Source organism: Nonomuraea sp. NPDC047529 (genome assembly GCF_040642995.1).
GTDB lineage: Bacteria > Actinomycetota > Actinomycetes > Streptosporangiales > Streptosporangiaceae > Nonomuraea.
Map to the genome: position 1 here is coordinate 227,721 of NZ_JBEYTJ010000008.1, position 22,697 is coordinate 250,417.

A 22,697-nucleotide genomic window follows, 5' to 3' on the forward strand; every position below is an offset into this window, starting at 1 on the left:
GTGATAAATCGGGATCCATAGGGAATCCTTTGATCCGAAGTCCAGCAGAGGGCTTCATCTCACGTTCAAACGTGGCGTGCCTCTGCCTGGGCTTTTTCCATGGGCAGAGCCGCCATCGGGCATATGGAGCTACTCAGATGGCCGTCCTGGAAATCGCACTCGACGAAATGACCGCCGAACAGCTTCTGGCTGAGATGAACAGGCCGGAAGCCTCGGACGAGCACAAGGCCCGCATCCGCGAGCGCGTCGTCACCATGTACGACTCCCTCGTCACCGAGGTCACCCGTCGCTACCGCCACCAGCGCGAGCCGATGGAGGACCTGCGCCAGGCCGCGTACGTCGGCCTGATGAAGGCCATCAACGGCTTCGACCCCGAGCTCGGCCACGAGTTCCGCGGCTACGCCATGATCACGATGGTCGGCGAGGTCAAGCGGCACTTCCGCGACCGCACGTGGGCCGTCAAGGTGCCGCGCGTCTACCAGGAGCGCAGGCTGGAGCTCAACAAGGCCACAGCCGACCTCACCCAGAGGCTCGGCCACTCGCCCACCGTCTCCGAGCTCGCCGCGCACATGAACATCACGGAGGAGGACGTCCTGCTCACCATGGACGCCTCGACCGCCTACAGCGCCCTGTCGCTGGACGCCCCCGTCGGCGGCGACAACGACGGCGCCGACCTCGGCGACTTCCTGCCCTCCCAGGACGACTCGCTGGACACGCTGCTCGGCAAGTACGCCGTCAAGCCGCTCATCGACGCCCTGCCGTCGCGCGAGCGCAACATCCTGCTGATGCGCTTCTACGGCAACATGACCCAGTCGGAGATCGCCGCCGAGTTCGGCATCTCGCAGATGCACGTCTCCCGCATCCTGCGCGCCGTGCTCACCCGGCTCCGCACCGCCCTGTCGGACTGACCGGGCGGGCAGGCGGTCCGCGGCCCGGCCGAGAACCCGCGCCCCCGGCGGCCCCGCACGCCGGGGGCGCCGGGGGCGGGGCGCCGGGGTCACTCCTCGCCGATCCCCGTGACGAGGTCTCTGGCGTAGTCGTCGTCGCTCTCCTCCAGCACCCGCCGGACGCCCTGCTCGGCCCGCTCGTCGCCGCGCGTCGCGAGCCCCCGCGCCGCCTCGGCCACCGTGCGCAGGTCGGCGTCGCCCAGCCGGTCGGCCAGCGCCTCCCGGATGCGGGGCGTGTCCGCCGACAGCCCGGCCAGCCCGGCCGTGGCCCAGTCGCGGATCTCGGCCTCCTCGTCCCGGGACATCTCGATGAGCAGGGCCAGGCCCTCCTCGTGGTCGGCGGGCAGGACGTCGGCCAGCGCGATGGCGTCCGTCATCGTGCGTTTGTGGCCCGGCCGGCCGATGATGTCGAGCACGGCGGGCAGCGCGCGCGGGTCGCCCTGGTGCCCGAGCGCGGCCAGCACCGAGCGCAGCACCTGCGGGTTGCCCTCGGTGGTCACCATCTTCTGCAGCAGCGCGAGAGTGCGGTCGAGATAGGGCTTCTCGCCGTCGGCGAAGCCGAACTGGGCGATCGCGTCGACCCCGAACTCCCGCTCCCGCGCGTCCTCGCTCACGCACAGCCGGGCCAGGGCCTCGTACGTCTCGTCGTCGGCCCGCCGGCCCAGCGAGTCGGCCACGATCCACCAGGTCTCGGCGTCCTCGTCGACGTCGCGGTGGGCGACGGCCCTGGCGACGAGCTGGTCGGCCGGCGTGTAGACGCCCGCCGCGTCCTCCAGGACGGTCGCGATGGCGGCGTGGCCGCGCTGGGCCTGCACCTGCTCGGTCTCCGAGCCGTCGGGGGAGCGGCCGGCCACGGTGACCAGCTCGGTGCCGTCCTTGGCGTACTGGCGGCCGACGACGTACTCCCAGCCCTCCTGGGCGATCTGGTCGAGCAGCGCGGACTCCAGGTGCACGCCCACCCAGTCGGCCGCGATGTCGAGCGGGCTGTCGCCGTCGCCGTCGAACTTCTCGTGGTCGGCGCCCGCCTCCAGCAGCGTCTGCACCACGCCCAGCGCCCCGCGCCTGGCCGCCAGCGTCAGCGGCGTGTCGCCGTCGTCGTTGGCGGCGTCGAGCTCGGCCCCGGCCTCGATCAGCACGCGGGCGGTGGCGGCGTGGCCGTTGGCGGCGGCCCACAGCAAGGCGGTCCAGCCGCCGGCCTCGCGGCCGTCGACCGCGGCCCCGGCAGCGAGCAGCGCCTCGACGACCTCGACGCGGTCCCAGGCAGCGGCCGCGCAGAGCGGCAGCCCGGCCTCCTCGCCCTCGCTGGCCTTGTTGGGGTCGGCGCCCCCGGTGAGCAGCTTGCCCACGGTCTCGGTCTCGCCGTTCAACGCCGCGCGGTAGAGCTGTTCCTCATGCATGACAGGACCCTAGCGTCTTCGCCGCCCGGGGTCGCCGGAGCGCGCTGACGGGCGCGCGCGGCGGCGGCGAGGGGGCGGCGCCGGGGAGCGTGCCCATCCAAGGGTGTACGGATGTTCCTCCCAAGGGAGGAGTCCAGATCGGTCCAAGACGCGATATGTTGCGTCTATGACAGATCCGGGTGAGGTGCGCGCGTCGGACGCCGAACGCGAGGCCGTCGTGGAGCAGCTCCGTGTCGCCTCGGTCGAGGGCCGGCTCACGCTCGCCGAGCTGACCGACCGTACCGAGGCCGCCTACACCGCGACCACGCACGCCGAGCTCGCGCTGCTCACCCAGGACCTCCCCATGGGCGCCGGCCCCGTGCCCGCGCCCGCCCCGGCCCGTCAGGGTGGCAAGCGGCGCTGGTTCGTCGGCATCATGGGCGACACCAAGCGGCGCGGCACCTGGCGCATCGACCAGGAGCTGGGCGCGGTCGCCGTCATGGGCGACGTGCTGCTCGACCTGCGCGAGGCCGAGGTGCGCACGGACGTGGTCGACGTCACGGCGGTGTCCGTGATGGGCGACGTCAAGATCATCGTGCCGGACGGCGTGAACGTGGACCTCGACGGCGTCGCCGTGATGGGCGACAAGAGGGTCGACGTGCTGGAGGCGGCCCCCGGGATGAACGTGCCGGTGATCCGGGTGCGCGCCTACGCCGTGATGGGCGACGTCAAGGTGCTCGGCGACTCCCGCGCCCAGCCGCTCAAGCGCGGTCTGGCCGCCTGGCGGGAGCACTGGCGGGCGCTGCACGGCGACGACTGGCGCGAGATCGGCCGCCGGATGCGCGACGACGCCCGCGAGGTCGGCCGGCAGATCCGCGACGAGCACCGCGCCCTGGAGCACGAACGCCGCGAACGCCGCCGCGACTACCGGGGCTACTGAGGCCGTGCAACGTACGCGGGGGTCCTCGGCGTACTGATCGGTGAACATCACCGGACAGTGAGGATCTCTCGATGCGGGATCGTGCCGACTTCGAGCGCTACGTCGAGCAGCGCTCGGCCCGCCTGCTCAGGACGGCGTACCTGCTGTGCCGCGACTGGCCCATGGCGGAGGACCTGACGCAGACCGCGCTGGCCAAGGCGTGGCTGGCCTGGCGGCGCGTCGGCGCGAACCCCGACGCCTACGTCTACCGCATCCTGGCCAACACGCACGCCTCCTGGTGGCGGCGGCGCTGGCGGGGCGAGGTGGCCACGGGCGAGCTCCCGGACCAGCCGCAGCGGGACGAGACGGCCGGGATCGGCACCCGTGACGCGCTCAGGGCCGCCCTGGCCGCGCTGCCGCCCAAGCAGCGGGCCGTGGTCGTGCTGCGGTACTTCGAGGACCTGCCCGACGAGGCGATAGCCGGGATCGTGGGTTGTTCGGTGGCCACCGTACGCAGTCAGGCCAGCCGCGCGCTGGCCAAGCTGCGGCTGGACCCCGCGGCCAGGGCCGCGGCGGAGACCGGGAGCTGACGATGACAGAACAGCGACTGCGCGACCTGCTCGACCACGACAGCGCCGGAGCGCCCCCGGGCGGGATCCGGCTGGCCGACGTGGACGCCCGCGTCCGCCGCCTGCGGTGGCGCCGGGGCCGGGCGGCGGGCTCGGTGGCGGCGGCGGCCCTGGCGGTCACGGCCGTCACGGTGCTCACCGTGGACGCCCGGCCCGTTCCCCAGGCCGCCTCCGGGGACGTGTGGGTCGGCGCCCTGGCTGAGCCGTCGCCCGGCCGCGCCCAGCCTGGCCTGCCGCTCTTCCACGGCTACTCCCAGGGAGGCAGGCGGGAGACGTTCACCTTCAGGGCGAAGGCCGAGAAGCTGTCCTTCGCCCTCACCTGCCCGTCCGGCGGCTACGGGCTGGTCTGGCTCAACGGCGACCTGGCCGCCACCGGCGCGTGCGGGCCCACGGTCCGGCAGCCTCCCGGCTGGTTCGGCGACGCCACGGCCCGCGACGGCGTGAACGAGGTGAGCGCCGCCGTCGTGCGCGCCGCCGACGTGGGCACCGGCCCGATGACCGCCGCGAGCGCCGAGCTGCTGCTGGCCAGGACCGCGTCCTACGCCGCCGAGTGGCGGCTGACGCTGGTGGACGCCCGCACCCGCTCGTGCCGGGCCGACGTGATCCGGGTCGATCCGAGGAGCGGCGAGATCACGGCTCGGTGCTGAGCGCTCAGCCGGCCACCGGGACGCGGTCGAGCAGGGCCGCCTCGTACCGTTCGAGCAGCACGTCCACCAGCTCGGGCGCAGGGCCGAGCACGTCGGCGCAGACGGCCGGGGCGGTGACCCGGCGGATGCGGTCGGCGAAGAAGCCGGGAGCCAGCAGGTAGGGGGCGACGGCCACGCGCGGCGCGCCCGCGGCCCGAAGCCGCGCGACGGCCTCCTCCGGGGTCGGCCCGGCGGCCGAGGCGTAGGCCGCGGTCACCGTCCACCAGCCGGCGCGCCGCCAGGCGCGGGCCATGCCGGCGACCACCTCGTTGGCCCTGGCGTCGCTCGAACCGGCCGAGACCAGCACCACCGCCGTGTCGGGGTCGCCGGCCGGGACGCCCGCCTCCGACAGCCGCCGCTCCAGCGCCGGCAGCAGCAGCGGGTGCGGCCCGAGCGTCGTGCCGTAGCGCACCCGCAGGCGCGGGTCGCGCGCGCGGGCCTCGTTGAGCGCGGCGGGCAGGTCGACCCGGCTGTGGTAGGCCTCGGTGAGCAGCAGCGGCAGCACCACGGCCGCGCCGAGCCCGTCGAGCGCCTGCCCCAGCGTGGGGGCGCAGTGGTCGAGGTAGGCCACCCGCACCGGCACGTCGGGACGCGCCAGGCGCACGCGGTCCAGCAGCGCGGCCACGGTGGCGGCGGCCCGCGGGTCACGCGACCCGTGCGCCACCGCCACCAGTGGCACGCGCCCGGGGGCCGGCCCGCCTGCCAACGGGACGCGGCCCCTTCCGGGGATCACAGGTGAATGCCGCATTCGACCTTCCCCAGCCCCGCCCAGCGGCCGCTGCGCGGGTCCTCGCCCTCGGCCACCTGGCGCGTGCACGGCGCGCAGCCGATCGAGGGGTAGTTGTCGTAGTGCAACGGGTTGATCAGCACCCCGTTGTCGGCGATGTAGTTGTCGACGTCCTCCTGCGTCCAGGCGGCGATCGGGTTGACCTTCACCATCTGGCGCTTGGCGTCCCACTCGACGACCCTGGTGTCCGTACGGCTGGACGACTCGTCCCGGCGGATGCCGGAGATCCACGCCAGGTACGGCTCCAGCGCCCGGTTCAGGGGCTCCACCTTGCGCAGGTAGCAGCACAGGTCCGGGTTGCGGCCGAACAGGCGCGGCCCGAGGTCGCGATCCTGCTCCTGGACCGTCCTGGACGGCTTGATGTCGATCACGTTGACGTCATAGACCTGCCGCACCGCGTCACGCGTGCCGATGGTCTCGGCGAAGTGGTAACCGGTGTCGATGAACAGCACGTCCACGCCGGGTTTGACGCGGCTCACCAGATCGATGAGCAACGCGTCGCTCATGGAGGACGTCAGGCACAACCGGTCGCCGAACGTCGCCGCGGCCCACCGGATGATCTCCCGGGCCGGGGCGCCCTCAAGGAACGTGGCGGCGGACTCGACGATGTCCTGCAGGTCGAGCGTGCCGCGCTGATCTCTTAAACCGACTTCGATGTCGACCAGCGTCATATCTTCACTCCGATTCCGAGAAACTTCAGCTTGAAGGCGCGGGCGCAGGCGCGGCAGTACCAGCCGCCGTCCCCCTCGTAGGGCTCCAGGTCCTCGTCGCCGCAGTACGGGCAGTGGAAGGGAACCGCTCGCGTGGTCATTTCAGGTCCGCCTCGTCCGCGCGCTGCACCCAGTTGGCGAAGGACTCGCCCTCCTTCTTCTGGGCGTCGTAGTTGCCCACCACGCGCTCGACGTAGTCGGGCAGGGCCTTGGCGGTGGTCTTCAGGCCGCGCACCTTGCGGCCGAAGCCCGACTCGACGCCGAGCGAGCCGCCCAGGTGGATCTGGTAGCCCTCGACCTGCTCGCCGTTCTCGTCCACGACGAGCTGGCCCTTCAGGCCGATGTCGGCGACCTGGATGCGGGCGCAGGAGTTGGGGCAGCCGTTGACGTTGATGGTGAGCGGCTGCTCGAAGTCGGGCAGCCGCCGCTCCAGCTCGTCGATCAGGTGCGCGGCGGTGGCCTTGGTCTCGACGATGGCGAGCTTGCAGTACTCGATGCCGGTGCAGGCCATCGTCTGGCGGCGGAAGGTGGAGGGGTTGACCTGGAGGTCGTTGGCCTCCAGCTCGGCCACGAGGGACTCGACCCGGTCCGGCGCGACGTCGAGGACGACCATCTTCTGCTCGACGGTGGTGCGCACCCGGCCCGAGCCGTGCCGCTCGGCGATGTCGGCGATCGTGTGGAGCTTGTCGCCGTCGAGGCGGCCCACCTTGGGCGCGAAGCCGACGTAGAAGTTGCCGTCCTTCTGCGGGTAGACGCCCACGTGGTCGCGGCGGCTGCCGCGCGGCAGGGCCGGCGCCGGGCCGTCGGGCAGGCTCTCCTTGACGTACTCGGTCTCCAGCACCTCGCGGAACTTCTCCACGCCCCAGTCGTTGACCAGGAACTTCAGCCGGGCCCTGTGGCGCAGCCGCCGGTAGCCGTAGTCGCGGAAGATGCCGATCACGCCCGCGTAGACGTCGTCGACGCGGTCAGGGCTGACGAACACGCCGAGGCGCTTGGCCAGCATCGGGTTGGTGGACAGGCCGCCGCCGACCCACAGGTCGTAGCCCGCCTCGCCGTGCTCGTTGACGACGCCGACGAAGGCCACGTCGTTGATCTCGTGCACCGTGCAGTGGGCCGGGCAGCCGCTCAGCGCGCTCTTGAACTTGCGTGGCAGGTTGGAGTACTCGGGGTTGCCGATGAACTGCCGGTTGATCGCGTGGATGTCGTCGGTGGCGTCCAGCACCTCCTCGGCGTCGATCCCGGCCAGCGGGCAGCCCAGGATCACGCGCGGGGTGTCGCCGCACGCCTCGGTGGTGGACAGGCCGACGGCCTCCAGGCGCTCCCAGATGTCGGGCACCGACTCGATCTCGATCCAGTGGAGCTGGATGTTCTGCCGGTCGGTCAGGTCGGCCGTGCCGCGGGCGTACTCGTTGGCGATGTCGGCGATCGTGCGGAGCTGGCGCAGGTCGAGCTGGCCGCCGTCGATGCGCACGCGGAGCATGAAGTAGCGGTCGTCGAGCTCCTCCGGCTCCAGGATCGCGGTCTTGCCGCCGTCGATGCCGGGCTTGCGCTGGGTGTAGAGGCCGTACCAGCGCATGCGGCCGCGCAGGTCGGCGGGGTCGATCGAGTCGAAGCCCCGCTTGGAGTAGACGTCGATGATGCGCTGGCGGACGTTGAGGCCGTCGTCGTTCTTCTTGTTCTCTTCGTTCTTGTTCAGCGGCTCCCGGTAACCGAGGGCCCATTGGCCTTCGCCGCGCGGGCGCTTGTGATGCCGGCTGGCAGGGGTGCTCATTGCGCGTCCTTCGAATTGTGGGCGCGCGCAGCGTTCCTCCTGCCTCGTCGTCGAGTGCAGGGGTTCAGGTGGTTGCGACGCGCTCTGCGGTGGAGAAGATGAGTTAGCGGGCGTCGCAACAGATGGCACTGCGGACACGCTGAAGGTCGACGTGGCGTCGACCGACGAGCATGGGGTCCGCTGGCATACCTCTGAAGATACTCCGGAGATCCCGGATGTCCAAGATGGGGTCCAGAGTCTGGACTCCGCCGGCCCCTAACCCTGGCGCGGCCAGTCGAGCGCGGACTCCTGCGGCCGCTCCTCGCTCTGGTGCTGGCAGTCGCACCAGGAGCCGCCGCGGCAGTCGTCGTGACGCTTGTCCTTGCAGCTCTCGCAGATCACGTCTGCATTATTCTCCTAGAACGTTGTTCGGGTTAGGCTGGCGTGCGTGGACCTCATGGCCGGGCTGCTGGCCGACCTCCGGGCCGAGACCGATTCCCTGGAGGCGCTGCTGGCGCCCCTGCGACCCGCCGACTGGGAGACGCCCACGCCCGCCGACGGATGGGCCGTGCGCGACCAGGTGAGCCATCTGGCCTGGTTCGACGACGCCGCCGTGGTGTCGGTCACCGATCCGGCCGCCTTCCGGGCCCTGGCCGCACGGGCCGGCTCGGTGGACGACCTCGCCGCCGCCTGCCGCGCGATGCCGCCGGGAGAGCTGCACGCCTGGTTCCGCACGGCCCGCGCCGGCTCGCTGGAGGCGTTCGGCGCGCTCGGCGCCCGCGTACGGGTGCCCTGGTTCGGGCCGGCGATGTCGGGCGCGTCCTTCGTCACCGCGCGCCTGATGGAGACCTGGGCCCACGGCCAGGACGTGGCCGACGCGCTCGGCGTCACCCGGGAGCCCACCGAACGGCTGCGGCACGTGGCCCTGCTCGGCTGCCGCGCCCTGCCCTACAGCTTCGCCGCCCGCGGCCTGCCCGAGCCCGCCGAGCCCGTACGCGTCGAGCTCACGACCCCCGGCGGCGACCCGTGGACCGCCGGCCCCGCGGACGCCTCCGCCGTCGTACGCGGCCCGATGCTCGACTTCTGCCTGCTCGTCACCCAGCGCGTCCACCTGTCGGACACGGCCCTGGAGGCGACAGGGGAGCCCGCCCGCGCCTGGATGGAGATCGCGCAGGCGTTCGCCGGGCCGCCGGGGAAGGGACGGCCGCCGCGGTCAGGGTAAGTTCAGGGTCGTACCGGATGACGTCGGCGGCACGGCCGGTGACATCCTGTGAGCATGCGGACCATTCTGAACGTCATCTGGCTCGTGTTCGCCGGAATCTGGCTGGCGATCGGCTACGCCGTGGCCGGGATCATCTGCTGCGTCCTCATCGTCACCATCCCGTTCGGGATCGCCTCGTTCAGGATCGCCGCCTACGCTCTGTGGCCGTTCGGCCGGACGGTCGTGCGCGACCCGGACGCCGGCGTCTTCTCCCTCATCGGCAACATCATCTGGTGCGTGGTCGCGGGCATCTGGCTGGCGATCGGGCACGTGATCACCTCGATCCCGCTGTTCATCTCCATCATCGGCATCCCCCTCGGCATCGCGAACCTCAAGCTCATCCCCGTCTCCCTCCTTCCGCTGGGCGCGCGCATCGTGGACAACGACTAGGGCAGGTGCCGGGACGTAAGCTGTCCCGGAGAGTCACTGCGAAATACCGTTGGGTGCCATGACGTCCACCAATGCGCCTTCCCGGTCCAGGAGGCGGCTCGCCTCGAACGCCCGGGCCAGGCTGAACTGGGTGCTCGACACCAAGTCGTGGGCGATCGTGCGCGCGGCCACGAATGCCGGTGTCGACTACCGGGTCACCGGCCTGGCCGGCGAGGCCGCGTTCTTCGCGCTGCTGTCGCTGCCGCCGTTCGTGCTGGGCCTGATCGGCGTGCTGGGCAAGCTCGGCACCTGGCTCGGCGGCGGCGTCGTCACCGAGGTCAAGACCTGGGTGATCGATCAGGCCGGGCTGCTGTTCACCGACGAGGCCGTCAAGAAGGTGATCAGTCCGCTCATCACCGACGTGCTCAGGGACGACGCCAACAAGGTCTCGATCATCTCCCTCGGTTTCCTGCTGTCGCTGTGGTCGGGCTCGCGGGCGCTCTATGTCTACGTCGACCTCATCTCGGTCGCGTACGGGCTGGGGGAGGAGCGCGGCATCATCCGCACCCGGCTCATGTCGTTCGGCCTCTACGTCGTCGGCCTGATCATCGGCATCATCGTCATGCCGATCCTCGTCATCGGCCCCACCCTGCTCAAGGACGCCCTCCCCGGCGAGTACGGCATCCTCATCGACGTCCTCTACTGGCCGGTCGTGATCATCGGCTCGGTGCTGTTCCTCACCGTGCTCTACCACGTCAGCGTGCCGGTGCGGACGAAGTGGTACCGGGAGCTGCCCGGCGCGATCCTGGCCCTGTTCCTGTGGATCGTGTGCGCGGCCGTGCTGCGGGCGGTGCTGGCGGCCTGGTTCTCGCCCGTGTCCGTCTACGGCTCCCTGGCCGCCCCGATCGCGCTGCTGCTGTGGCTGTACATCACCGCCCTGGCCGTGCTCATCGGGGCCATCCTGAACGCCGAGGTCGACCGGCTCTGGCCCGGTGTGAGCCGGACCAAGTAGCGGGACGAGCGGCCTGCGGCGCATCCGCTATCGTCTAGGGCGACGCGACTGGCGCATTCGGTGGGATCGACCACCAGGGAGCGAATCAACCGGGAGCGGAGGCCGAGCGCCTGGGTCTTCGCCAATTGTCAATGATGACAGGGGAGTCATGAGTTCTCTTGCTAGCGCCGACCCGCAGCTCGCCGAGCTCATCAAGGCGGAGGAGCGCCGCCAGGCCGACACCGTCAAACTGATCGCGTCCGAGAACTACGTGTCCAAGGCCGTGCTCGAAGCGACCGGCACGGTGCTGACCAACAAGTACTCCGAGGGCTACGCGGGCAAGCGCTACTACGAGGGCCAGCAGGTCATCGACCAGATCGAGACGCTGGCGATCGAGCGGGCCAAGGGCGTGTTCGGCGTCAACCACGCCAACGTCCAGCCGTACTCGGGCTCGCCCGCCAACCTGGCCGTCTACCTGGCCTTCCTGCAGCCCGGCGACACCGTGCTCGGCATGGGCCTGCCGTTCGGCGGCCACCTGACCCACGGCTGGTCGGTCTCGGCCACCGGCAAGTGGTTCAACCCGGTCCGCTACGGCGTGCGCCGGGACACCGGCCGCGTCGACCTCGACGAGGTCCGCAAGCTGGCCCTGGAGCACCGGCCGAAGCTGATCTTCTGCGGCGGCACCGCGATCCCGCGCACGATCGACTTCGAGGGCTTCGCCTCCATCGCCCGCGAGGTCGGCGCCGTGCTCGCGGCCGACATCGCGCACATCGCCGGCCTGGTCGCGGGCGGCGCCCACCCGTCCCCGGTGGGGCACGCCGACGTGATCTCCACGACCACCCACAAGACGCTGCGCGGCCCGCGCGGCGCCATGCTCATGGCCACCAGCGACGAGCACGCCACCGCGCTCAACAAGGCCGTCTTCCCCGGCCTCCAGGGCGGCCCGCACAACCACACCACCGCCGCCATCGCCGTCGCGCTGCACGAGGCCGCCCAGCCGTCCTTCCGCGACTACGCCCACCAGGTCGTCGCCAACGCCAAGGCCCTGGCCGACGAGCTGTCCAGCCGGGGCTTCGACCTGGTCTCCGGCGGCACCGACAACCACCTGATCCTGCTCGACCTGACGCCCAAGGGCATCGGCGGCAAGCCCGCCGCCCAGGCGCTCGACCGGGCCGGCCTGGAGACCAACTACAACGCGGTGCCGTTCGACACCCGCAAGCCGTTCGACCCGTCGGGCATCCGCATCGGCACCCCGTCGGTCACCTCGCGCGGCATGGGCGAGGCCGAGATGCGGCAGATCGGCGCCTGGATGGACGAGGTCGTCACGGCCCTGGCCAAGGGCGACGCCGAGGACGTCATCACCCGCGTCCACCACGAGGTCAGCGAGCTGACCGCCCAGTTCCCCGCGCCCGGCCTGTCCTGATCCGGCGCCCGGCCCGTCCCGCCGCTGACGGCGGACGGCCGGACGCCCCGCCGCACGGGCTCCCGGTGTGCGGCGGGGCGCCGGTCGCGAGCGGGGGCCGGAGTTCCCCCGTCGCGGTGGCCGGTCCGCGTGGACCGGCCGGCACGGCCGGCGGGGGCGGACCGAATCGCCTCTGACCGGCATCGGGCGACCGCCCCTGGACGGAGCGGCGTGTACTCCAGGCTGTACGCGGCCCGGCCCGTCCGAGGTTCAACCGTCCCGCGGAACGGTCACTGCCGGACCGTCACCACGATCTTGCCGAACTGCGCGTTCGACTCCAGGTGCCGGTGGGCCTCGACGATCTCCTCCAGGTCGAACGTGCGATCCACCACCGCCCGGAAGGCCCCGGAACGCAGCCCCGACGCCACGAACGCCGCCGCCCGCCGCAGCCGTTCGGGCACCCGCGTCGTCTCGTGCATCGTGTACGTCCGCATGTTCAGCGCCGGCATGCCCAGGTCGATCGCCGGGTAGGGCGTCGGCCGGCCGCCCAGCGCGCCGTACACCAGGAGCAGGCCCTCGGGGGCGACCACCCTGGCCAGGTCCGTCACGCCCGGCCCGGCCACGGCGTCGAACACGAACTCGGCCCCGCGCCCGCCCGTCGCCGCCAGCACCCGTTCGGTGACGTCCTCCTCCTCGGTGACGATCACCTCGGCCGCGCCCTCCTTCAGCAGCGCCTCCTTCTTGGCGGCGGTACGGGTGAGGGCGATCGGCGTGGCGCCCACCCGGTCGGCGACCCGGATGGCGGCCAGGCCGACGCTGCTGGAGGCGGCGTTCAGCACGACCGTGTCACCGGGACGCATCCCGCCCACCTCCACCAGCGCGCCATAGGCCGTCACGTACGGCATCCACACCGCCGCGCCCTCCACCGGGCCCACCCCCTCGGGACGGGGCAGCACCGCCGCCGCCGGCACGACGGCCCGCCCGGCGTACACGCCGTAGTCGTTCTGCGAGAACGCCGGCACCGTGCTCACCGGCCGGCCGACCTCCAGCCCCGTGACGCCCGCGCCCACCGCCTCGACCACTCCGGCGGCCTCGGTGCCCAGCCGGGCGGGGAAACGCCGTACGGGCTCGATGTAGTGCCCGCTGCGGAACAGCGCCTCGGACCGGTTGAGCCCGATCGCCTCCACCCGGATGCGCACCTCGCCCGGCCCCGGCTCGCCGGCCGCCACGTCCTCCAGCCGCAGCACCTCGGGCCCGCCGAGCTCGTGGAACAGCACCGTCCTGGTCATCACTTCGTCCTTTCGCGTCAGAGGTCGTCATTCAACCGCCAAAGTACGACCGTCGTCAAACTTCGATGATTGTCGTACTATGGCCCCATGGACGCCGACCGCACCCCGGACCACCCCGACCTGCGCGAAGTCACCCTCCAGCGGGTGCTCGAAGCCCTCGTCGACCCGGTCCGGCGCAGCATCGTCACCCAGCTCAGCGACGCCCCCGCCGACATCAGCTGCGGCGGGTTCGACATCTCCGTGAGCAAGTCCACCGCCACCCACCACTTCCGCGTGCTGCGCGAGGCCGGCCTCATCCGCCAGCACTACGTCGGCACCTCGCGCATGAACACCCTGCGCAGGGCCGAGTTCGACCAGGCGTTCCCCGGCCTGCTCGACGCCGTCGTCACCGCCGACCGCGCGTCCTCGTGAACGCGCCGAAGGCCCTCCCGCCCGCCGGCGGAAGGGCCTTCACCGAAGCGGGGCTCAGGTCTTGACGGTGAGCAGGGTCGTGCCCGTCCTGGTGACCACCTCGAAGCGGTCGATCTCCTTCAGCGGCGTCGCGCTGCCGCCGTGCATGTAGAGCGGGGCCGGCGAGCCCGGCACCCCGTAACCCGGCGCCGGAACCGCCCAGCCGGTCATCACGCGCCGCTCGCCCGACTTGCCCACCGACACCAGCTCGCACTCCAGCGGCCCCTTCACCCCCGACAGCTTGAGCGCCGCGTGCGTGCCCCAGGCCTTCGACTCCACCACCAGGCCGCCAGACACCCCGTCGACGCCCTTGCCCGCGATCGGCGTGCCGTCGGCGTAGAACTGCTCGGCCGGGCCCATGTGGTCGGTGCGCCCCGCCATGGCCTGCGGCGGGTCGCCGCCGCCGGTGAGCTGTGTGCCGACGGTCAGCCCGCCGGCCGCCAGCGCGACCGCCGCCGCCATCCCGAGCAGGAACGTGCCCCTGTGCGACCGCCGGTCGGCCGCCTTCTTACGGCGGAGCAGGTCGACCACGGCGGCCTGCCCCTCATCGGGAGGAGGGCCGGCGTCCTCCACGGGGCCGAGGCCGTGCAGCATGTCGGCGACCCCCGCGAGGTCCGACAGCTCGAAGCGGCAGGAGGGGCAGGTGCGCAGGTGGGCCTCGAAGGCCACCCGGTCGTCCGCCTCCAGCAGGCCGAGGGCGTAGGCGCCCACGTCGGTGTGCTCGACTCCCGGGCTCACGCCGTCACCCCCCGCTCCTCCAGCGCGACCCGCAGCGCGCGGACCGCGTAGTAGACCCGGGACTTCACCGTGCCCACCGGGATGCCGAGCGCCGCCGCGGCGTCGTTGACCGACCGGTCCCGCAGGATCGTCTCGTTCAGGATCTCGCGGTGCGCCGGTGACAACGCCTTCAGCGCCTCTGACACGACCACCTGGTGCAGCAGCCCCTCCAACTCGTCCGGCACCGGCACGCTGTCCAGCGCGCCGTCGCCCGATTCCGGCGGGCGCGCCTCTCTGCGCCGCCGGTCATCGATCACGATACGTCTGGCCACGGTGGCGAGCCAGGGCATGAGCGAGACCGAGTCGGGGTCCAGCCGCTCGGCGCTGCGCCAGGCCCGGATCATCGTCTCCTGCACCACGTCTTCCGCCCACTGCCGGTCGCCCGCCGTCAGGCGTACCACGAAGGCCAGCAGCGGCCGGTGGTACTCCCGGTAGAGCGCGGACACGACCACCTCGTCGTCCGGCCGCACCCGCCGGATCAAGTGGCGTAGGCGCGTCTTGCCCGCCGGGGCCGCGTCCTCCGCCGAGGGCGGGGGATACGTGCTGATCCGCATCATTCCCCTTTCTCGCGTCCGTCGGGAGGGAGTACGCTCGGCCGCCCTGGCAGGGTTCAACGGATCGGCGAAGATAATCCGATTGCATCGCCCGGGACAGGTGGTTAGAGTCGCTTGCGCAACCGATCGAGGAGGTGAGGACCATGCGGGTCGTTCTTTTCCGTCTGCCGTCCCTCTACCTCCGGGGGCTCGTCTGAGCTGCCCGTTTCCTTCTCGATCAAAGGTTTCACCGTCTTGTCTCACGATCTTTCCCTGCTCGGCTGGACCGACCTGCGCGCCGCCGAGCTTCCCGCTGACACCGTCCCGGCGCGGGTGGCCCGCGTCGACCGCGGCGCCGCCGAGGTGATCGCCGCCGACGGGCAGCACCACGTCAAGTACGGCGCCCGCGTGCGCCGTTCCTCCGCCGACGACCCGGTGGCCCTGCCGTGCGTCGGCGACTGGGCCGCGCTCAGATGGCTGCCCGAAGGCCGGTACGAGCTCGACCAGGTGCTCTCCAGGACCACCGCGTTCGTCCGTGGCGGCGTGAGCCGCGACTCGGTCGGCGGCCTGTCCGGCGACGGTCAGGGCCAGGTGCTGGCGGCCAACGTCGACGTCGTCTTCGTGGCCGAGCCGTCCATGCACGCGACCGACTTCGCCGACCTGGGCCGTATCGAGCGTCTGGTGGCGCTGGCCTGGGAGTCCGGCGGCACGCCCGTCGTGCTGGTGACCAAATCCGACCTGTTCGAGGCCGGGCTCGACGAGCTGATGGCCGACGTACGCGCCGCCGCGCCGGGCATCGACGTGCACGCCGTCTCCTCGCTGCTGGGGGAGGGGGTCTCGCTGGCCGCGAGCTACCTGCACGGCTCCCGTACGGCGGTCGTGCTCGGGCCGTCCGGCGCGGGCAAGTCCACGCTGGTCAACGCGCTGGCCGGCATGGGAGCGATGGACACCCAGCAGGTCCGCGCGGCCGACGGGCGCGGGCGGCACACGACCGTCCACCGGGAGCTGATCCCGTTGCCCGGCGGCGGCCTGATCATCGACACCCCGGGCATCCGGCGCATCGGCCTCTACGACATCGGGGAGGGCGTGGATCTCGTCTTCTCCGACATCGAGAAGCTGGCCCAGCGGTGCCGGTTCGCCGACTGCGGGCACGTGAGCGAGCCGGGCTGCGCGGTCCTGGACGCCATGGAGAGCGGCGAGCTGCCCGAGCGCCGGCTGCAGAGCTGGCGCAAGCTGCAACGCGAGGCCGCGTGGATGGCGTCCCGTACGGACGCGCGGCTGCGCAAGGAGCAGCAGAACAAGTGGAAGATCATCCACAAGGAGATGCGCCGCTCCAACCGCAACCGCCCCTGATCCCCGAGCCCACCTCCCGCCCTGCCTGACGCGGAAGGTGTGGCCGGGCCCACCTCCTGTTCCGCTCGGTGCGGGAGGTGGGGGCGAGCCCGCACTCCTTCCGCCTCCTGGTGGGGGAGGCGAGTAGGGCGGGTTGTGGGGGTAGGCACAGGTCATGGAGCTGTTCGCGGATCGGGCCGAGGCCGGGGCGTTGCTGGCCGAGCGGCTGCCGGAGGTGAACAACCCCGTCGTGCTGGCGTTGCCGCGCGGCGGGGTCGCCGTGGCCGTGCCCGTCGTACGACGGCTCGGCGGGGAGCTGGACGTGCTCGTCACCCGGAAGATCGGCTACCCGCCGGCGCCCGAGCTGGGGGTGGGGGCGATCGCCGAGGGCGGCGAGCCGGTGTTCGACCTGACGATGCTCGACCGGCTGGGCATGACGCCCGAGGACGTGGCCGGCGTGGTCGAGCGGGAGCGGCACGAGCTGGCCAGGAGGGTGGAGGTGTACCGGGGCGGCCGGCCGTTGCCGCCGCTGGCCGGTCGCGAGGTGATCGTCGTGGACGACGGACTGGCCACGGGCGTCACCGCGAGGGCGGCCCTGCGCGCGGTCGCCGCCGCCGGTCCCGCCAAGGTGACGCTGGCCGTGCCGGTCGGCGCCGAGGACACCGTCAGGATGATGCGGGCGGAGGCCGACGAGGTGGTGGTGCTGCTGACCCCGGTCGACTTCAGGGCGGTCGGCCAGTGGTACGAGCACTTCGACCAGCTCACCGACGCCGACGTGCTCGACCTCCTGAACCGGAGATGACCCCTACCGGACACCGACGCTCAGGCTGGTGCCTAGGTGGACAGGACCGCCCACACCAGCTTCCTGGAGCTGCCGGGGGCGAACCAGCCCCATGCGCTGCAGAGCGCGTCCACCAGCCGCAACCCGCGCCCGAACTCGGCGAACACGTCGGTCTGCGCCGCCACCGGGACGGTCTGGCTGTGGTCGGTCACCACGCAGGCCAGCTCGGGCCGCCGGAAGAGCAGCCGCAGCTGTACGGCCCCGCCGCCGTGCCGCATCGCGTTCGTGACCAGCTCGGAGACCACCAGCTGCATGTCGAAGGCCACGTCGGCGACCGCCCACGAGGTGAGGGTCTGGTCCACGAAACGCCGGGCCATCGCCACGCACCCCGGCTCGGACGCGGTGCTTTCGTGGAACGGGAACACCGCGTCGCACGGTCCGGCCCGCCCATCCACCAGAATGGAGGCGAGCCACCCTGGTGGCCCGGAACCTATGGCGGCTTGCGGCCGAGCGTCGAAAGTCGTCATCCTGGCCCCCGAAGCGCGGTCTGGTGATCCAGTGCCCATCTTTACGGGGTGTGGTTATTGATGCAAGACTTTTCGTGTTTTACCGATGCGAATACCATCTGCACGTGCAGATGATCTAGGAGCGGTCGAGTGAGCGCACAGAGCGCGGAGGGAAAGCTTCTCAGCTACTCGCCGGGAAGCCCGACGGTGCTGCGGATCCTGCTGGGTACGCAACTGCGCAGACTCCGTACCGAGAAGGGCATCTCCCGAGAGGATGCCGGATACTCCATTCGCGCATCTCATGCGAAGATCAGCCGACTTGAGCTCGGGCAGGTCAGCTTCAAGCAGCGGGACGTCGCCGACCTGCTCACCCTCTACGGCGTCACCGATCCCGACGACCGGGAGCCGCTGCTCGCCCTGGCCCTGCAGGCCAACGCCCCCGGCTGGTGGCACAAGTACGGCGACCTGCTCCCCGGCTGGTTCGAGGTCTACATCGGTCTGGAGGGCGCCGCCTCCGCCATCCGCACGTTCGAGAACCAGTTCATCCCCGGCCTCCTGCAGACGCCCGCCTACGCCAAGGCCGTCATCCGGCTCGGCAACGAGAAGGCGCTCGACTCCGAGCTCGACCGCCGCGTCACCCTGCGCACCACCCGGCAGAGGCGGTTGGAGAGCGGGCTCAAGCTCTGGGCCGTGATCGACGAGGCCGTCCTGCGCAGGCCGCTCGGCGGGGCCGAGGTCATGCGCGAGCAGGTCCGCCACCTGCTCGACGCCACGGAGGAGCGCAACGTCACCGTCCAGGTGGTGCCGTTCGAGAGCGGCGGGCACGCGGCGGCCGGTGGCTCGTTCAGCATCCTGCGCTTCCCCGAGCGCGAGCTGCCCGACGTGGTCTACATGGAGCAGCTCACCAGCGCCCTCTATCTGGACAAGCCGGCAGACTCCGACCACTTCATGGAGGTCATGGACCGGCTGAGCATCCAGGCGCTGGAGCCGAAGCAGACGAGGCGCTTTCTGGAACAGTTCATTTCCGGATGAGCTGCTGAAACTCCTGTGATCCACTCCATAGTCGGATTTTTGGGCATCCGGTATATGGAGTCTGTCGTGCTGTCGTATGGTCAGCGCAAACGCGGATGCACGTGCATCCGTAAGATCGCTAGGAGCTGTCCCCCATGCACGAGTTCCGGAACGGAACCCCCGCCGGTCACCTCCCCGTCGTATGGCGCAAGAGCAGGCGCAGCAACCCCAACGGCAACTGCGTCGAGGTCGCGGGCCTGCCCACGGGGGAGATCGCCATGCGCAACTCCCGGTTCCCCGACGGCCCCGCGCTGGTGTACACGCAGGCCGAGATCAGCGCGTTCGTCCTCGGGGCCAAGGACGGGGAGTTCGACGACCTGATCGTCTGATCAGCGGGGTTCGTTGTACCAGCGCCACCGGGGCAGGCGCGGGCGTCCGGGCAGCTCGCCGCGGCCGGTCGCCCACAGCAGCGTGGCCCACGGGGCGGTGTCCACGGGGGCGTCGGGGAACAGGCGGGCCAGCACCCGCGAGCACAGATCCGCGGACGGCTCCCAGGCCAGGCCGAGCCCAGCGGACACGTCGTGCATATGCACGAGCGTTTCCACCAGGCCCATCGCGGCGAACGCCGTCGCGTCCCCCGTGCCGAAGATGTGATGACCTCCGGCCCCCGGCGGCGCGGTGCGGACCATGGCCGACAACAGCGCGCCGCTGGCCTGGAGCACCTGCAGCAGCCCGACGGGCCCGGCCGCGCGGTCGGCGTGGACGGCGTTGTTCGGGCCGCCGGGCCTGCGCCGGTCCAGTGCGAAGGGCACGTACGTGTCCAGCGGCGGCACCCTGAGCCCGAGCTGGGCGGCGTAGGAGAACAGGTCGTCGGCGAGATGCTCGACGGTCTCCCAGCAGGTCCACTCCAGCGAGCCCGCCTGCTCCTCCCACGCCTGCGGCGGCGCGTCCCGCAGGCTGTCGACGGCGAGGGCGACGGCCTCGTCGAGGTCGTCCGCGGTCACGAGCGGTGAATCCGGCATAGGGCGCACCTTATCTCCGTCCGCTTCGTGCGTCCGCGTGTAGGGTCGTCACGATCCGCACGTCCGGACGGGAGCCGTACCGCATGACCGAGCCCGAAGACCTCACCGCGCGCGCCCGCATCAGGGAGGCGGCGCTGCTGCACTTCGGCGAGCACGGCTTCGAGGGGGCCACGACCCGGGCCATCGCCGAGACCGCGGGCGTGTCCCCAGGGCTGCTGCGCCACCACTACGGCTCCAAGCGGGCGCTGCGCGAGGCGTGCGACGAGCACCTGATCAGGATCGTCCGGCGCATCGAGGGCGATGTCCGCGCCGGCGCCGTGCCCGCCGGGAGCAACCCCGTGGCCGCCGCGCTCGACGCGCTGGCGCCCTACCGGCTGTACGTGGCGCGGGCGCTGGCCGAGGGCTGGGCGGAGCCGCTGTTCGACGGCATCGCCGAGCTGAGCGAGCGGTGGCTCGAAGAGCTCGACGAGACCCGCACGGACGAGCCGTTCGCCGGCCGCAAGGCCCGCGCGACGGTGTCCACGGCCATGTCGCTGTCGATCGGCGTCCTGCACAAGCACGTCTCCCGCGGCCTGGGCGTGGACGTGTTCAGCCCCGAGGGCGCCCACCTGCTCGCGCTCACCCTGCTCGACCTCTACTCCCACCCCCTGCTGACCCCCGCGGCGGCGGCGGAGCTGCGGGACGCCCTCGGCAGAAGCCGCGCGAGCGGATGATCCCGCTCAGGACAGGAAATCCGCCAGGACCGGACGCAGCGCCTCGGGCCGGCCGAGCACGCCGTGGTCCTCGCCGGGAAGCACCAGGTGCCGCGCGCCCGGCACGGTCTCGGCGACCGCCCGTACGGCGTCGAGCATCCACTTCGGAGACTGGTCGCCGCCGATCGCCAGGGTGGGCACGGTGATCCGGGACAGCCGCTCGACCGGCGGGAGCTGCCCCGGACCGCACACGGCGGCGTCGTAGGGGAGCGTGTGCGCCAGGCCGGTGAACCAGCCCCACACGCCCTCCGAGCGCATGCCCGCCACGGTCTCCTCCGGCACGTCGACGCCCTCGGTCAGGAACAGCGCCACGGCGTCGTCGCGACGGTCCTGCGCGATGAGGGCGCGCAGGCGCTCGGCGAAGTCGTCCCCGGGAGGGGTGCGGGCGCCGTCCACGACGTACGGCGGCTCGTAGACGGCCAGGCGGGCGATCGGCAGCCCGTACGCGGCGGCCTCCAGCGCGAGGATGGCGCCGGAGGAGTGGCCGAAGACGCTCGCCGAGCCGCCCGCGTGCTCGATCAGCGCCGCGAGGTCCTCGATCTCGCGCTCGACGGCGTAGGCGGGCGCGTCGCCGCTGCCGCCCCGGCCGCGGCGGTCGTAGGCGATCGCGCGGAAGCCGGGGGCGAGCGCGGTGGCGAGGGCGGCGACGGTGGTGCGGTCGTTGAACGCGCCGCCCACCAGGATCACCGGGTGGCCGTCGCCGCCGCTCTCGAACGCGATGCGGGTGCCGTCGGCCGAGGTGACGGTCTGAAGCGTGGACTGCATTGCCGGACTCCTTCTTCGTGCTTGTGTCACCAGGAGGTCGGAGCCGGCCCGCGCCTCTCTACATGCCTCTAACGAAAAATTCGCGGATCCGCCTGAAGGCCGCGCGAGAGGCGGACGGTGATGAACTCGTTGTCGTCGGGACGACCCGGCGTGCGGCCGCTGGAGAAGGGGAAGTTGTTGTCGTCCAGGAGGGCCAGGGTGCGGTCGTCGAGCACGACCACGTCCTCGATGGTCTGGAACGGGAACCGGAACGTGCCGGGCGTGCCGCCGAGGCCGCGCGGGTCGGCCAGGTCGAGCAGGTCGGCCACCTGCGTCTTGTCCAGTGCGCCGTCGTGGTCCCGGTCCCGCGTGTCGGCCAGGTAGACGCGCTTGACCTTGGCGGCGTCGCCCTGGAGGTTGTCCCGCTCGATGATCAGGAAGCGGTTCTCGTCCACGGCGACGGCGTCGCCGATGGAGTGCGAGGGGTCCTCCAGCCGGTACGTCCACGTGCGCCCGGTGTATGCGCGCTTGCGTAGGTCGAACTCGTTCATCCGCAGAGTGCCCGCCGGGTCGCCGTTCACCGTGCCTTCGAGCAGCGGGTAGAGCCTGCGGCCGTCCACCGACCTGGCCATGCCCTCGAAGCCCTTGCTGCCGGCCAGGTTGGGACGGCCGCCGTTCAGGTAGGGGTTCTCGGGGGCCTTGACGCCGGGCAGTTCGATCGGGGCGTCGAGCAGCCGGCCCTTGCGGTCGAAGTGCAGCAGGAACGGGCCGAACTCGTCGCCGATCCAGTAGGTGCCGTCCGTGGCGCGCACGATCGACTCGACGTCGAAGTCGGAGCCGGTCAGCGTACGGTCCGGGCGGGTCAGGGCGAACGGGACGAGCCCGCGGGGGTCGGTGAGGTTGAAGCCGCCGAGCACCTCGACCGTCCTGGCGTCGAAGTCCGGCTTGACGTTGTGCACGCGCAGGAGGAAGTCGGCGCTGTTGGCCTTGTTGCCGAAGCCGTTGTCGGACAGCACGTCGAAGCTGCCGTCGTGGCGGCGGGCGATGCCGCTGAAGCCCTGCACGGGCTGGCCGGGGAAGGGCGGGGTGACGCCGTTGACCGGCGCGGTGCCGAGCAGCGAGCCCGACGGCTCGCTCCGGGGGACGTAGGTCTGGGCGGGAAGCGCGGCGAAGCCGGTGAGCGTGGCGCGGCCGAACGTCGCGCTGCCCCGGCCCTCGGGCTGAGCGGGGTCGGCCAGGGCGGCCGTGGCGGGGGCGGCGAGGGCGAGCGTCATGGCCGCCGCGCACGTCAAGGTGGTGATGCGTCTCATGGCGGGCACGCTAGAGGCGCCACATGACGGCATTCCGAACAACGGGCAACCGCCAGGAAACCGGCCATACCAGGAGCAAACACACCCAAGCCCGCAGAAAAAACCAAGGCGGGTACGTCCACAAGAAAGGCCCGCCTGGAGGAAGGGGCGAGCCGGGAAAGAGGCGGCCAAGCTCGGAGGAAAGGCCGAGCCGGGAGGAAAGGCGGACACGCTCGGGAGAAAGGTCGAGTCCGCAGGAAAGACGGAAAGGCCCGGAGAAAAGGTGGGTGCGGTGGAAACCGCGACGGCCACCCCTGCCCAGGATCGGGCGGGGGTGGCCGGGTGTGTCCGGGATGACGATCTCGGGCCTGATCAGGCAGTTAC

27 protein-coding genes are annotated in these 22,697 nt (G+C 71.8%); 14 read left to right on the plus strand and 13 right to left on the minus strand.

Annotated features, from left to right (window positions below; genetic code table 11):
- The first annotated feature begins 137 nt into the window (after window positions 1-137).
- Window positions 138-908, plus strand: a complete 771-nt coding sequence (locus ABZ815_RS15630) for a SigB/SigF/SigG family RNA polymerase sigma factor (RefSeq protein WP_357698141.1) — start codon at window positions 138-140, stop codon at window positions 906-908.
- A gap of 89 nt (window positions 909-997) precedes the next feature.
- Here ABZ815_RS15630 and ABZ815_RS15635 read toward each other — a convergent pair whose 3' ends face one another.
- On the minus strand, window positions 998-2,344 hold the full coding sequence (locus ABZ815_RS15635; protein ID WP_357698143.1) for an ankyrin repeat domain-containing protein: 1,347 nt from the start codon (window positions 2,342-2,344) through the stop codon (window positions 998-1,000).
- A 166-nt stretch (window positions 2,345-2,510) separates the two neighbouring features.
- On the opposite strand from ABZ815_RS15635, the gene ABZ815_RS15640 reads away from it, so the two are divergent.
- The 3 genes from ABZ815_RS15640 to ABZ815_RS15650 all read left to right on the plus strand — a co-directional run bounded on the left by ABZ815_RS15640 (window position 2,511) and on the right by ABZ815_RS15650 (window position 4,518).
- Window positions 2,511-3,263 carry a DUF1707 domain-containing protein gene (locus ABZ815_RS15640; RefSeq protein ID WP_357698144.1) on the plus strand — a complete coding sequence of 251 codons (753 nt, stop codon included), beginning with the start codon at window positions 2,511-2,513 and terminating at the stop codon, window positions 3,261-3,263.
- A gap of 71 nt (window positions 3,264-3,334) precedes the next feature.
- Window positions 3,335-3,832, plus strand: coding sequence for a SigE family RNA polymerase sigma factor (locus tag ABZ815_RS15645; protein ID WP_357698146.1), 498 nt, complete (start codon window positions 3,335-3,337; stop codon window positions 3,830-3,832).
- 2 nt (window positions 3,833-3,834) lie between these two features.
- Complete coding sequence (locus tag ABZ815_RS15650) at window positions 3,835-4,518, plus strand: hypothetical protein (protein ID WP_357698148.1); 684 nt, start codon at window positions 3,835-3,837, stop codon at window positions 4,516-4,518.
- A 4-nt stretch (window positions 4,519-4,522) separates the two neighbouring features.
- On the opposite strand, the gene ABZ815_RS15655 is transcribed toward ABZ815_RS15650, so the two are convergent.
- The 5 genes from ABZ815_RS15655 to ABZ815_RS15675 form a co-directional block, all read right to left on the minus strand.
- On the minus strand, window positions 4,523-5,263 hold the full coding sequence (locus ABZ815_RS15655; protein ID WP_357698150.1) for a sirohydrochlorin chelatase: 741 nt from the start codon (window positions 5,261-5,263) through the stop codon (window positions 4,523-4,525).
- Window positions 5,264-5,286: 23 nt separating this feature from the next.
- Window positions 5,287-6,015, minus strand: a complete 729-nt coding sequence (locus ABZ815_RS15660; RefSeq protein WP_352328173.1) for a phosphoadenylyl-sulfate reductase — start codon at window positions 6,013-6,015, stop codon at window positions 5,287-5,289.
- A 136-nt stretch (window positions 6,016-6,151) separates the two neighbouring features.
- Complete coding sequence (locus ABZ815_RS15665) at window positions 6,152-7,825, minus strand: nitrite/sulfite reductase (RefSeq protein WP_357698152.1); 1,674 nt, start codon at window positions 7,823-7,825, stop codon at window positions 6,152-6,154.
- A gap of 103 nt (window positions 7,826-7,928) precedes the next feature.
- Entirely contained in the window at window positions 7,929-8,012 is an 84-nt protein-coding gene (locus ABZ815_RS15670; RefSeq protein ID WP_311132608.1) for a putative leader peptide, read from the minus strand.
- Window positions 8,013-8,080: 68 nt separating this feature from the next.
- The gene (locus tag ABZ815_RS15675) at window positions 8,081-8,206 is read right to left on the minus strand and encodes a hypothetical protein (RefSeq protein ID WP_260478325.1); all 126 of its coding nucleotides are present in this window, start codon (window positions 8,204-8,206) and stop codon (window positions 8,081-8,083) included.
- 55 nt (window positions 8,207-8,261) lie between these two features.
- Here ABZ815_RS15675 and ABZ815_RS15680 point away from each other — a divergent pair, with 55 nt between their 5' ends.
- The 4 genes from ABZ815_RS15680 to glyA all read left to right on the plus strand — a co-directional run bounded on the left by ABZ815_RS15680 (window position 8,262) and on the right by glyA (window position 11,848).
- Entirely contained in the window at window positions 8,262-9,026 is a 765-nt protein-coding gene (locus ABZ815_RS15680; RefSeq protein WP_357698302.1) for a TIGR03084 family metal-binding protein, read from the plus strand.
- A gap of 54 nt (window positions 9,027-9,080) precedes the next feature.
- Window positions 9,081-9,455: a YccF domain-containing protein gene (locus ABZ815_RS15685; protein ID WP_357698154.1), complete on the plus strand. Its 375-nt coding sequence runs from the start codon at window positions 9,081-9,083 to the stop codon at window positions 9,453-9,455.
- Window positions 9,456-9,513: 58 nt separating this feature from the next.
- A complete protein-coding gene (locus ABZ815_RS15690; RefSeq protein ID WP_357698156.1) occupies window positions 9,514-10,446 on the plus strand; it encodes a YihY/virulence factor BrkB family protein in 933 nt (310 codons plus the stop codon).
- A 148-nt stretch (window positions 10,447-10,594) separates the two neighbouring features.
- Entirely contained in the window at window positions 10,595-11,848 is a 1,254-nt protein-coding gene (gene glyA / locus ABZ815_RS15695) for a serine hydroxymethyltransferase (RefSeq protein WP_357698158.1), read from the plus strand.
- A 269-nt stretch (window positions 11,849-12,117) separates the two neighbouring features.
- Here glyA and ABZ815_RS15700 read toward each other — a convergent pair whose 3' ends face one another.
- A complete protein-coding gene (locus ABZ815_RS15700) occupies window positions 12,118-13,116 on the minus strand; it encodes a zinc-dependent alcohol dehydrogenase family protein (RefSeq protein WP_357698160.1) in 999 nt (332 codons plus the stop codon).
- 87 nt (window positions 13,117-13,203) lie between these two features.
- On the opposite strand from ABZ815_RS15700, the gene ABZ815_RS15705 reads away from it, so the two are divergent.
- The gene (locus ABZ815_RS15705; protein WP_357698162.1) at window positions 13,204-13,527 is read left to right on the plus strand and encodes a helix-turn-helix domain-containing protein; all 324 of its coding nucleotides are present in this window, start codon (window positions 13,204-13,206) and stop codon (window positions 13,525-13,527) included.
- A 54-nt stretch (window positions 13,528-13,581) separates the two neighbouring features.
- Here ABZ815_RS15705 and ABZ815_RS15710 read toward each other — a convergent pair whose 3' ends face one another.
- Both ABZ815_RS15710 and ABZ815_RS15715 read right to left on the minus strand, forming a co-directional pair.
- The gene (locus ABZ815_RS15710; RefSeq protein WP_357698164.1) at window positions 13,582-14,304 is read right to left on the minus strand and encodes a zf-HC2 domain-containing protein; all 723 of its coding nucleotides are present in this window, start codon (window positions 14,302-14,304) and stop codon (window positions 13,582-13,584) included.
- Window positions 14,301-14,789 (minus strand): sigma-70 family RNA polymerase sigma factor, encoded by a 489-nt coding sequence (locus tag ABZ815_RS15715; protein ID WP_357698304.1) that lies wholly within the window; start codon window positions 14,787-14,789, stop codon window positions 14,301-14,303. Before ABZ815_RS15715 ends, ABZ815_RS15710 begins: the two co-directional genes overlap by 4 nt.
- Window positions 14,790-15,131: 342 nt before the next feature.
- On the opposite strand from ABZ815_RS15715, the gene rsgA reads away from it, so the two are divergent.
- Entirely contained in the window at window positions 15,132-16,229 is a 1,098-nt protein-coding gene (gene rsgA, locus ABZ815_RS15720; RefSeq protein ID WP_357698165.1) for a ribosome small subunit-dependent GTPase A, read from the plus strand.
- A gap of 154 nt (window positions 16,230-16,383) precedes the next feature.
- Window positions 16,384-17,010, plus strand: a complete 627-nt coding sequence (locus ABZ815_RS15725) for a phosphoribosyltransferase family protein (protein ID WP_357698167.1) — start codon at window positions 16,384-16,386, stop codon at window positions 17,008-17,010.
- Between the two features lie 32 nt (window positions 17,011-17,042).
- Here the strand turns inward: ABZ815_RS15725 and ABZ815_RS15730 are convergent, their stop codons facing one another.
- Window positions 17,043-17,414: an ATP-binding protein gene (locus ABZ815_RS15730; protein WP_357698169.1), complete on the minus strand. Its 372-nt coding sequence runs from the start codon at window positions 17,412-17,414 to the stop codon at window positions 17,043-17,045.
- Between the two features lie 231 nt (window positions 17,415-17,645).
- On the opposite strand from ABZ815_RS15730, the gene ABZ815_RS15735 reads away from it, so the two are divergent.
- A complete protein-coding gene (locus ABZ815_RS15735; protein WP_357698171.1) occupies window positions 17,646-18,527 on the plus strand; it encodes a helix-turn-helix transcriptional regulator in 882 nt (293 codons plus the stop codon).
- 134 nt (window positions 18,528-18,661) lie between these two features.
- Window positions 18,662-18,895, plus strand: coding sequence for a DUF397 domain-containing protein (locus tag ABZ815_RS15740; protein ID WP_352327185.1), 234 nt, complete (start codon window positions 18,662-18,664; stop codon window positions 18,893-18,895).
- On the opposite strand, the gene ABZ815_RS15745 is transcribed toward ABZ815_RS15740, so the two are convergent.
- Entirely contained in the window at window positions 18,896-19,528 is a 633-nt protein-coding gene (locus ABZ815_RS15745; RefSeq protein ID WP_357698173.1) for a hypothetical protein, read from the minus strand. It lies immediately after the preceding gene.
- A gap of 83 nt (window positions 19,529-19,611) precedes the next feature.
- Here ABZ815_RS15745 and ABZ815_RS15750 point away from each other — a divergent pair, with 83 nt between their 5' ends.
- Entirely contained in the window at window positions 19,612-20,241 is a 630-nt protein-coding gene (locus ABZ815_RS15750) for a TetR/AcrR family transcriptional regulator (protein ID WP_357698175.1), read from the plus strand.
- 6 nt (window positions 20,242-20,247) lie between these two features.
- On the opposite strand, the gene ABZ815_RS15755 is transcribed toward ABZ815_RS15750, so the two are convergent.
- Both ABZ815_RS15755 and ABZ815_RS15760 read right to left on the minus strand, forming a co-directional pair.
- Window positions 20,248-21,045 (minus strand): alpha/beta hydrolase, encoded by a 798-nt coding sequence (locus ABZ815_RS15755; RefSeq protein WP_357698177.1) that lies wholly within the window; start codon window positions 21,043-21,045, stop codon window positions 20,248-20,250.
- Window positions 21,046-21,113: 68 nt separating this feature from the next.
- Window positions 21,114-22,334 carry an esterase-like activity of phytase family protein gene (locus ABZ815_RS15760; protein WP_357698179.1) on the minus strand — a complete coding sequence of 407 codons (1,221 nt, stop codon included), beginning with the start codon at window positions 22,332-22,334 and terminating at the stop codon, window positions 21,114-21,116.
- Window positions 22,335-22,697: the final 363 nt, after the last annotated feature.

Coding starts and splice junctions, on each gene's coding strand:
- glyA (WP_357698158.1), top strand. CDS start 10,595: ATGAGTTCTCTTGCTAGCGCCGACCCGCAGCTCGCCGAGCTCATCAAG.
- ABZ815_RS15685 (WP_357698154.1), top strand. CDS start 9,081: ATGCGGACCATTCTGAACGTCATCTGGCTCGTGTTCGCCGGAATCTGG.
- ABZ815_RS15650 (WP_357698148.1), top strand. CDS start 3,835: ATGACAGAACAGCGACTGCGCGACCTGCTCGACCACGACAGCGCCGGA.
- ABZ815_RS15645 (WP_357698146.1), top strand. CDS start 3,335: ATGCGGGATCGTGCCGACTTCGAGCGCTACGTCGAGCAGCGCTCGGCC.
- ABZ815_RS15670 (WP_311132608.1), bottom strand. CDS start 8,012: ATGCCAGCGGACCCCATGCTCGTCGGTCGACGCCACGTCGACCTTCAG.
- ABZ815_RS15640 (WP_357698144.1), top strand. CDS start 2,511: ATGACAGATCCGGGTGAGGTGCGCGCGTCGGACGCCGAACGCGAGGCC.
- ABZ815_RS15630 (WP_357698141.1), top strand. CDS start 138: ATGGCCGTCCTGGAAATCGCACTCGACGAAATGACCGCCGAACAGCTT.
- ABZ815_RS15755 (WP_357698177.1), bottom strand. CDS start 21,045: ATGCAGTCCACGCTTCAGACCGTCACCTCGGCCGACGGCACCCGCATC.
- ABZ815_RS15740 (WP_352327185.1), top strand. CDS start 18,662: ATGCACGAGTTCCGGAACGGAACCCCCGCCGGTCACCTCCCCGTCGTA.
- ABZ815_RS15665 (WP_357698152.1), bottom strand. CDS start 7,825: ATGAGCACCCCTGCCAGCCGGCATCACAAGCGCCCGCGCGGCGAAGGC.
- ABZ815_RS15690 (WP_357698156.1), top strand. CDS start 9,514: ATGACGTCCACCAATGCGCCTTCCCGGTCCAGGAGGCGGCTCGCCTCG.
- ABZ815_RS15705 (WP_357698162.1), top strand. CDS start 13,204: ATGGACGCCGACCGCACCCCGGACCACCCCGACCTGCGCGAAGTCACC.
- ABZ815_RS15635 (WP_357698143.1), bottom strand. CDS start 2,344: ATGCATGAGGAACAGCTCTACCGCGCGGCGTTGAACGGCGAGACCGAG.
- ABZ815_RS15680 (WP_357698302.1), top strand. CDS start 8,262: ATGGCCGGGCTGCTGGCCGACCTCCGGGCCGAGACCGATTCCCTGGAG.
- ABZ815_RS15750 (WP_357698175.1), top strand. CDS start 19,612: ATGACCGAGCCCGAAGACCTCACCGCGCGCGCCCGCATCAGGGAGGCG.
- ABZ815_RS15760 (WP_357698179.1), bottom strand. CDS start 22,334: ATGAGACGCATCACCACCTTGACGTGCGCGGCGGCCATGACGCTCGCC.
- ABZ815_RS15700 (WP_357698160.1), bottom strand. CDS start 13,116: ATGACCAGGACGGTGCTGTTCCACGAGCTCGGCGGGCCCGAGGTGCTG.
- ABZ815_RS15660 (WP_352328173.1), bottom strand. CDS start 6,015: ATGACGCTGGTCGACATCGAAGTCGGTTTAAGAGATCAGCGCGGCACG.
- ABZ815_RS15725 (WP_357698167.1), top strand. CDS start 16,384: ATGGAGCTGTTCGCGGATCGGGCCGAGGCCGGGGCGTTGCTGGCCGAG.
- ABZ815_RS15745 (WP_357698173.1), bottom strand. CDS start 19,528: ATGCCGGATTCACCGCTCGTGACCGCGGACGACCTCGACGAGGCCGTC.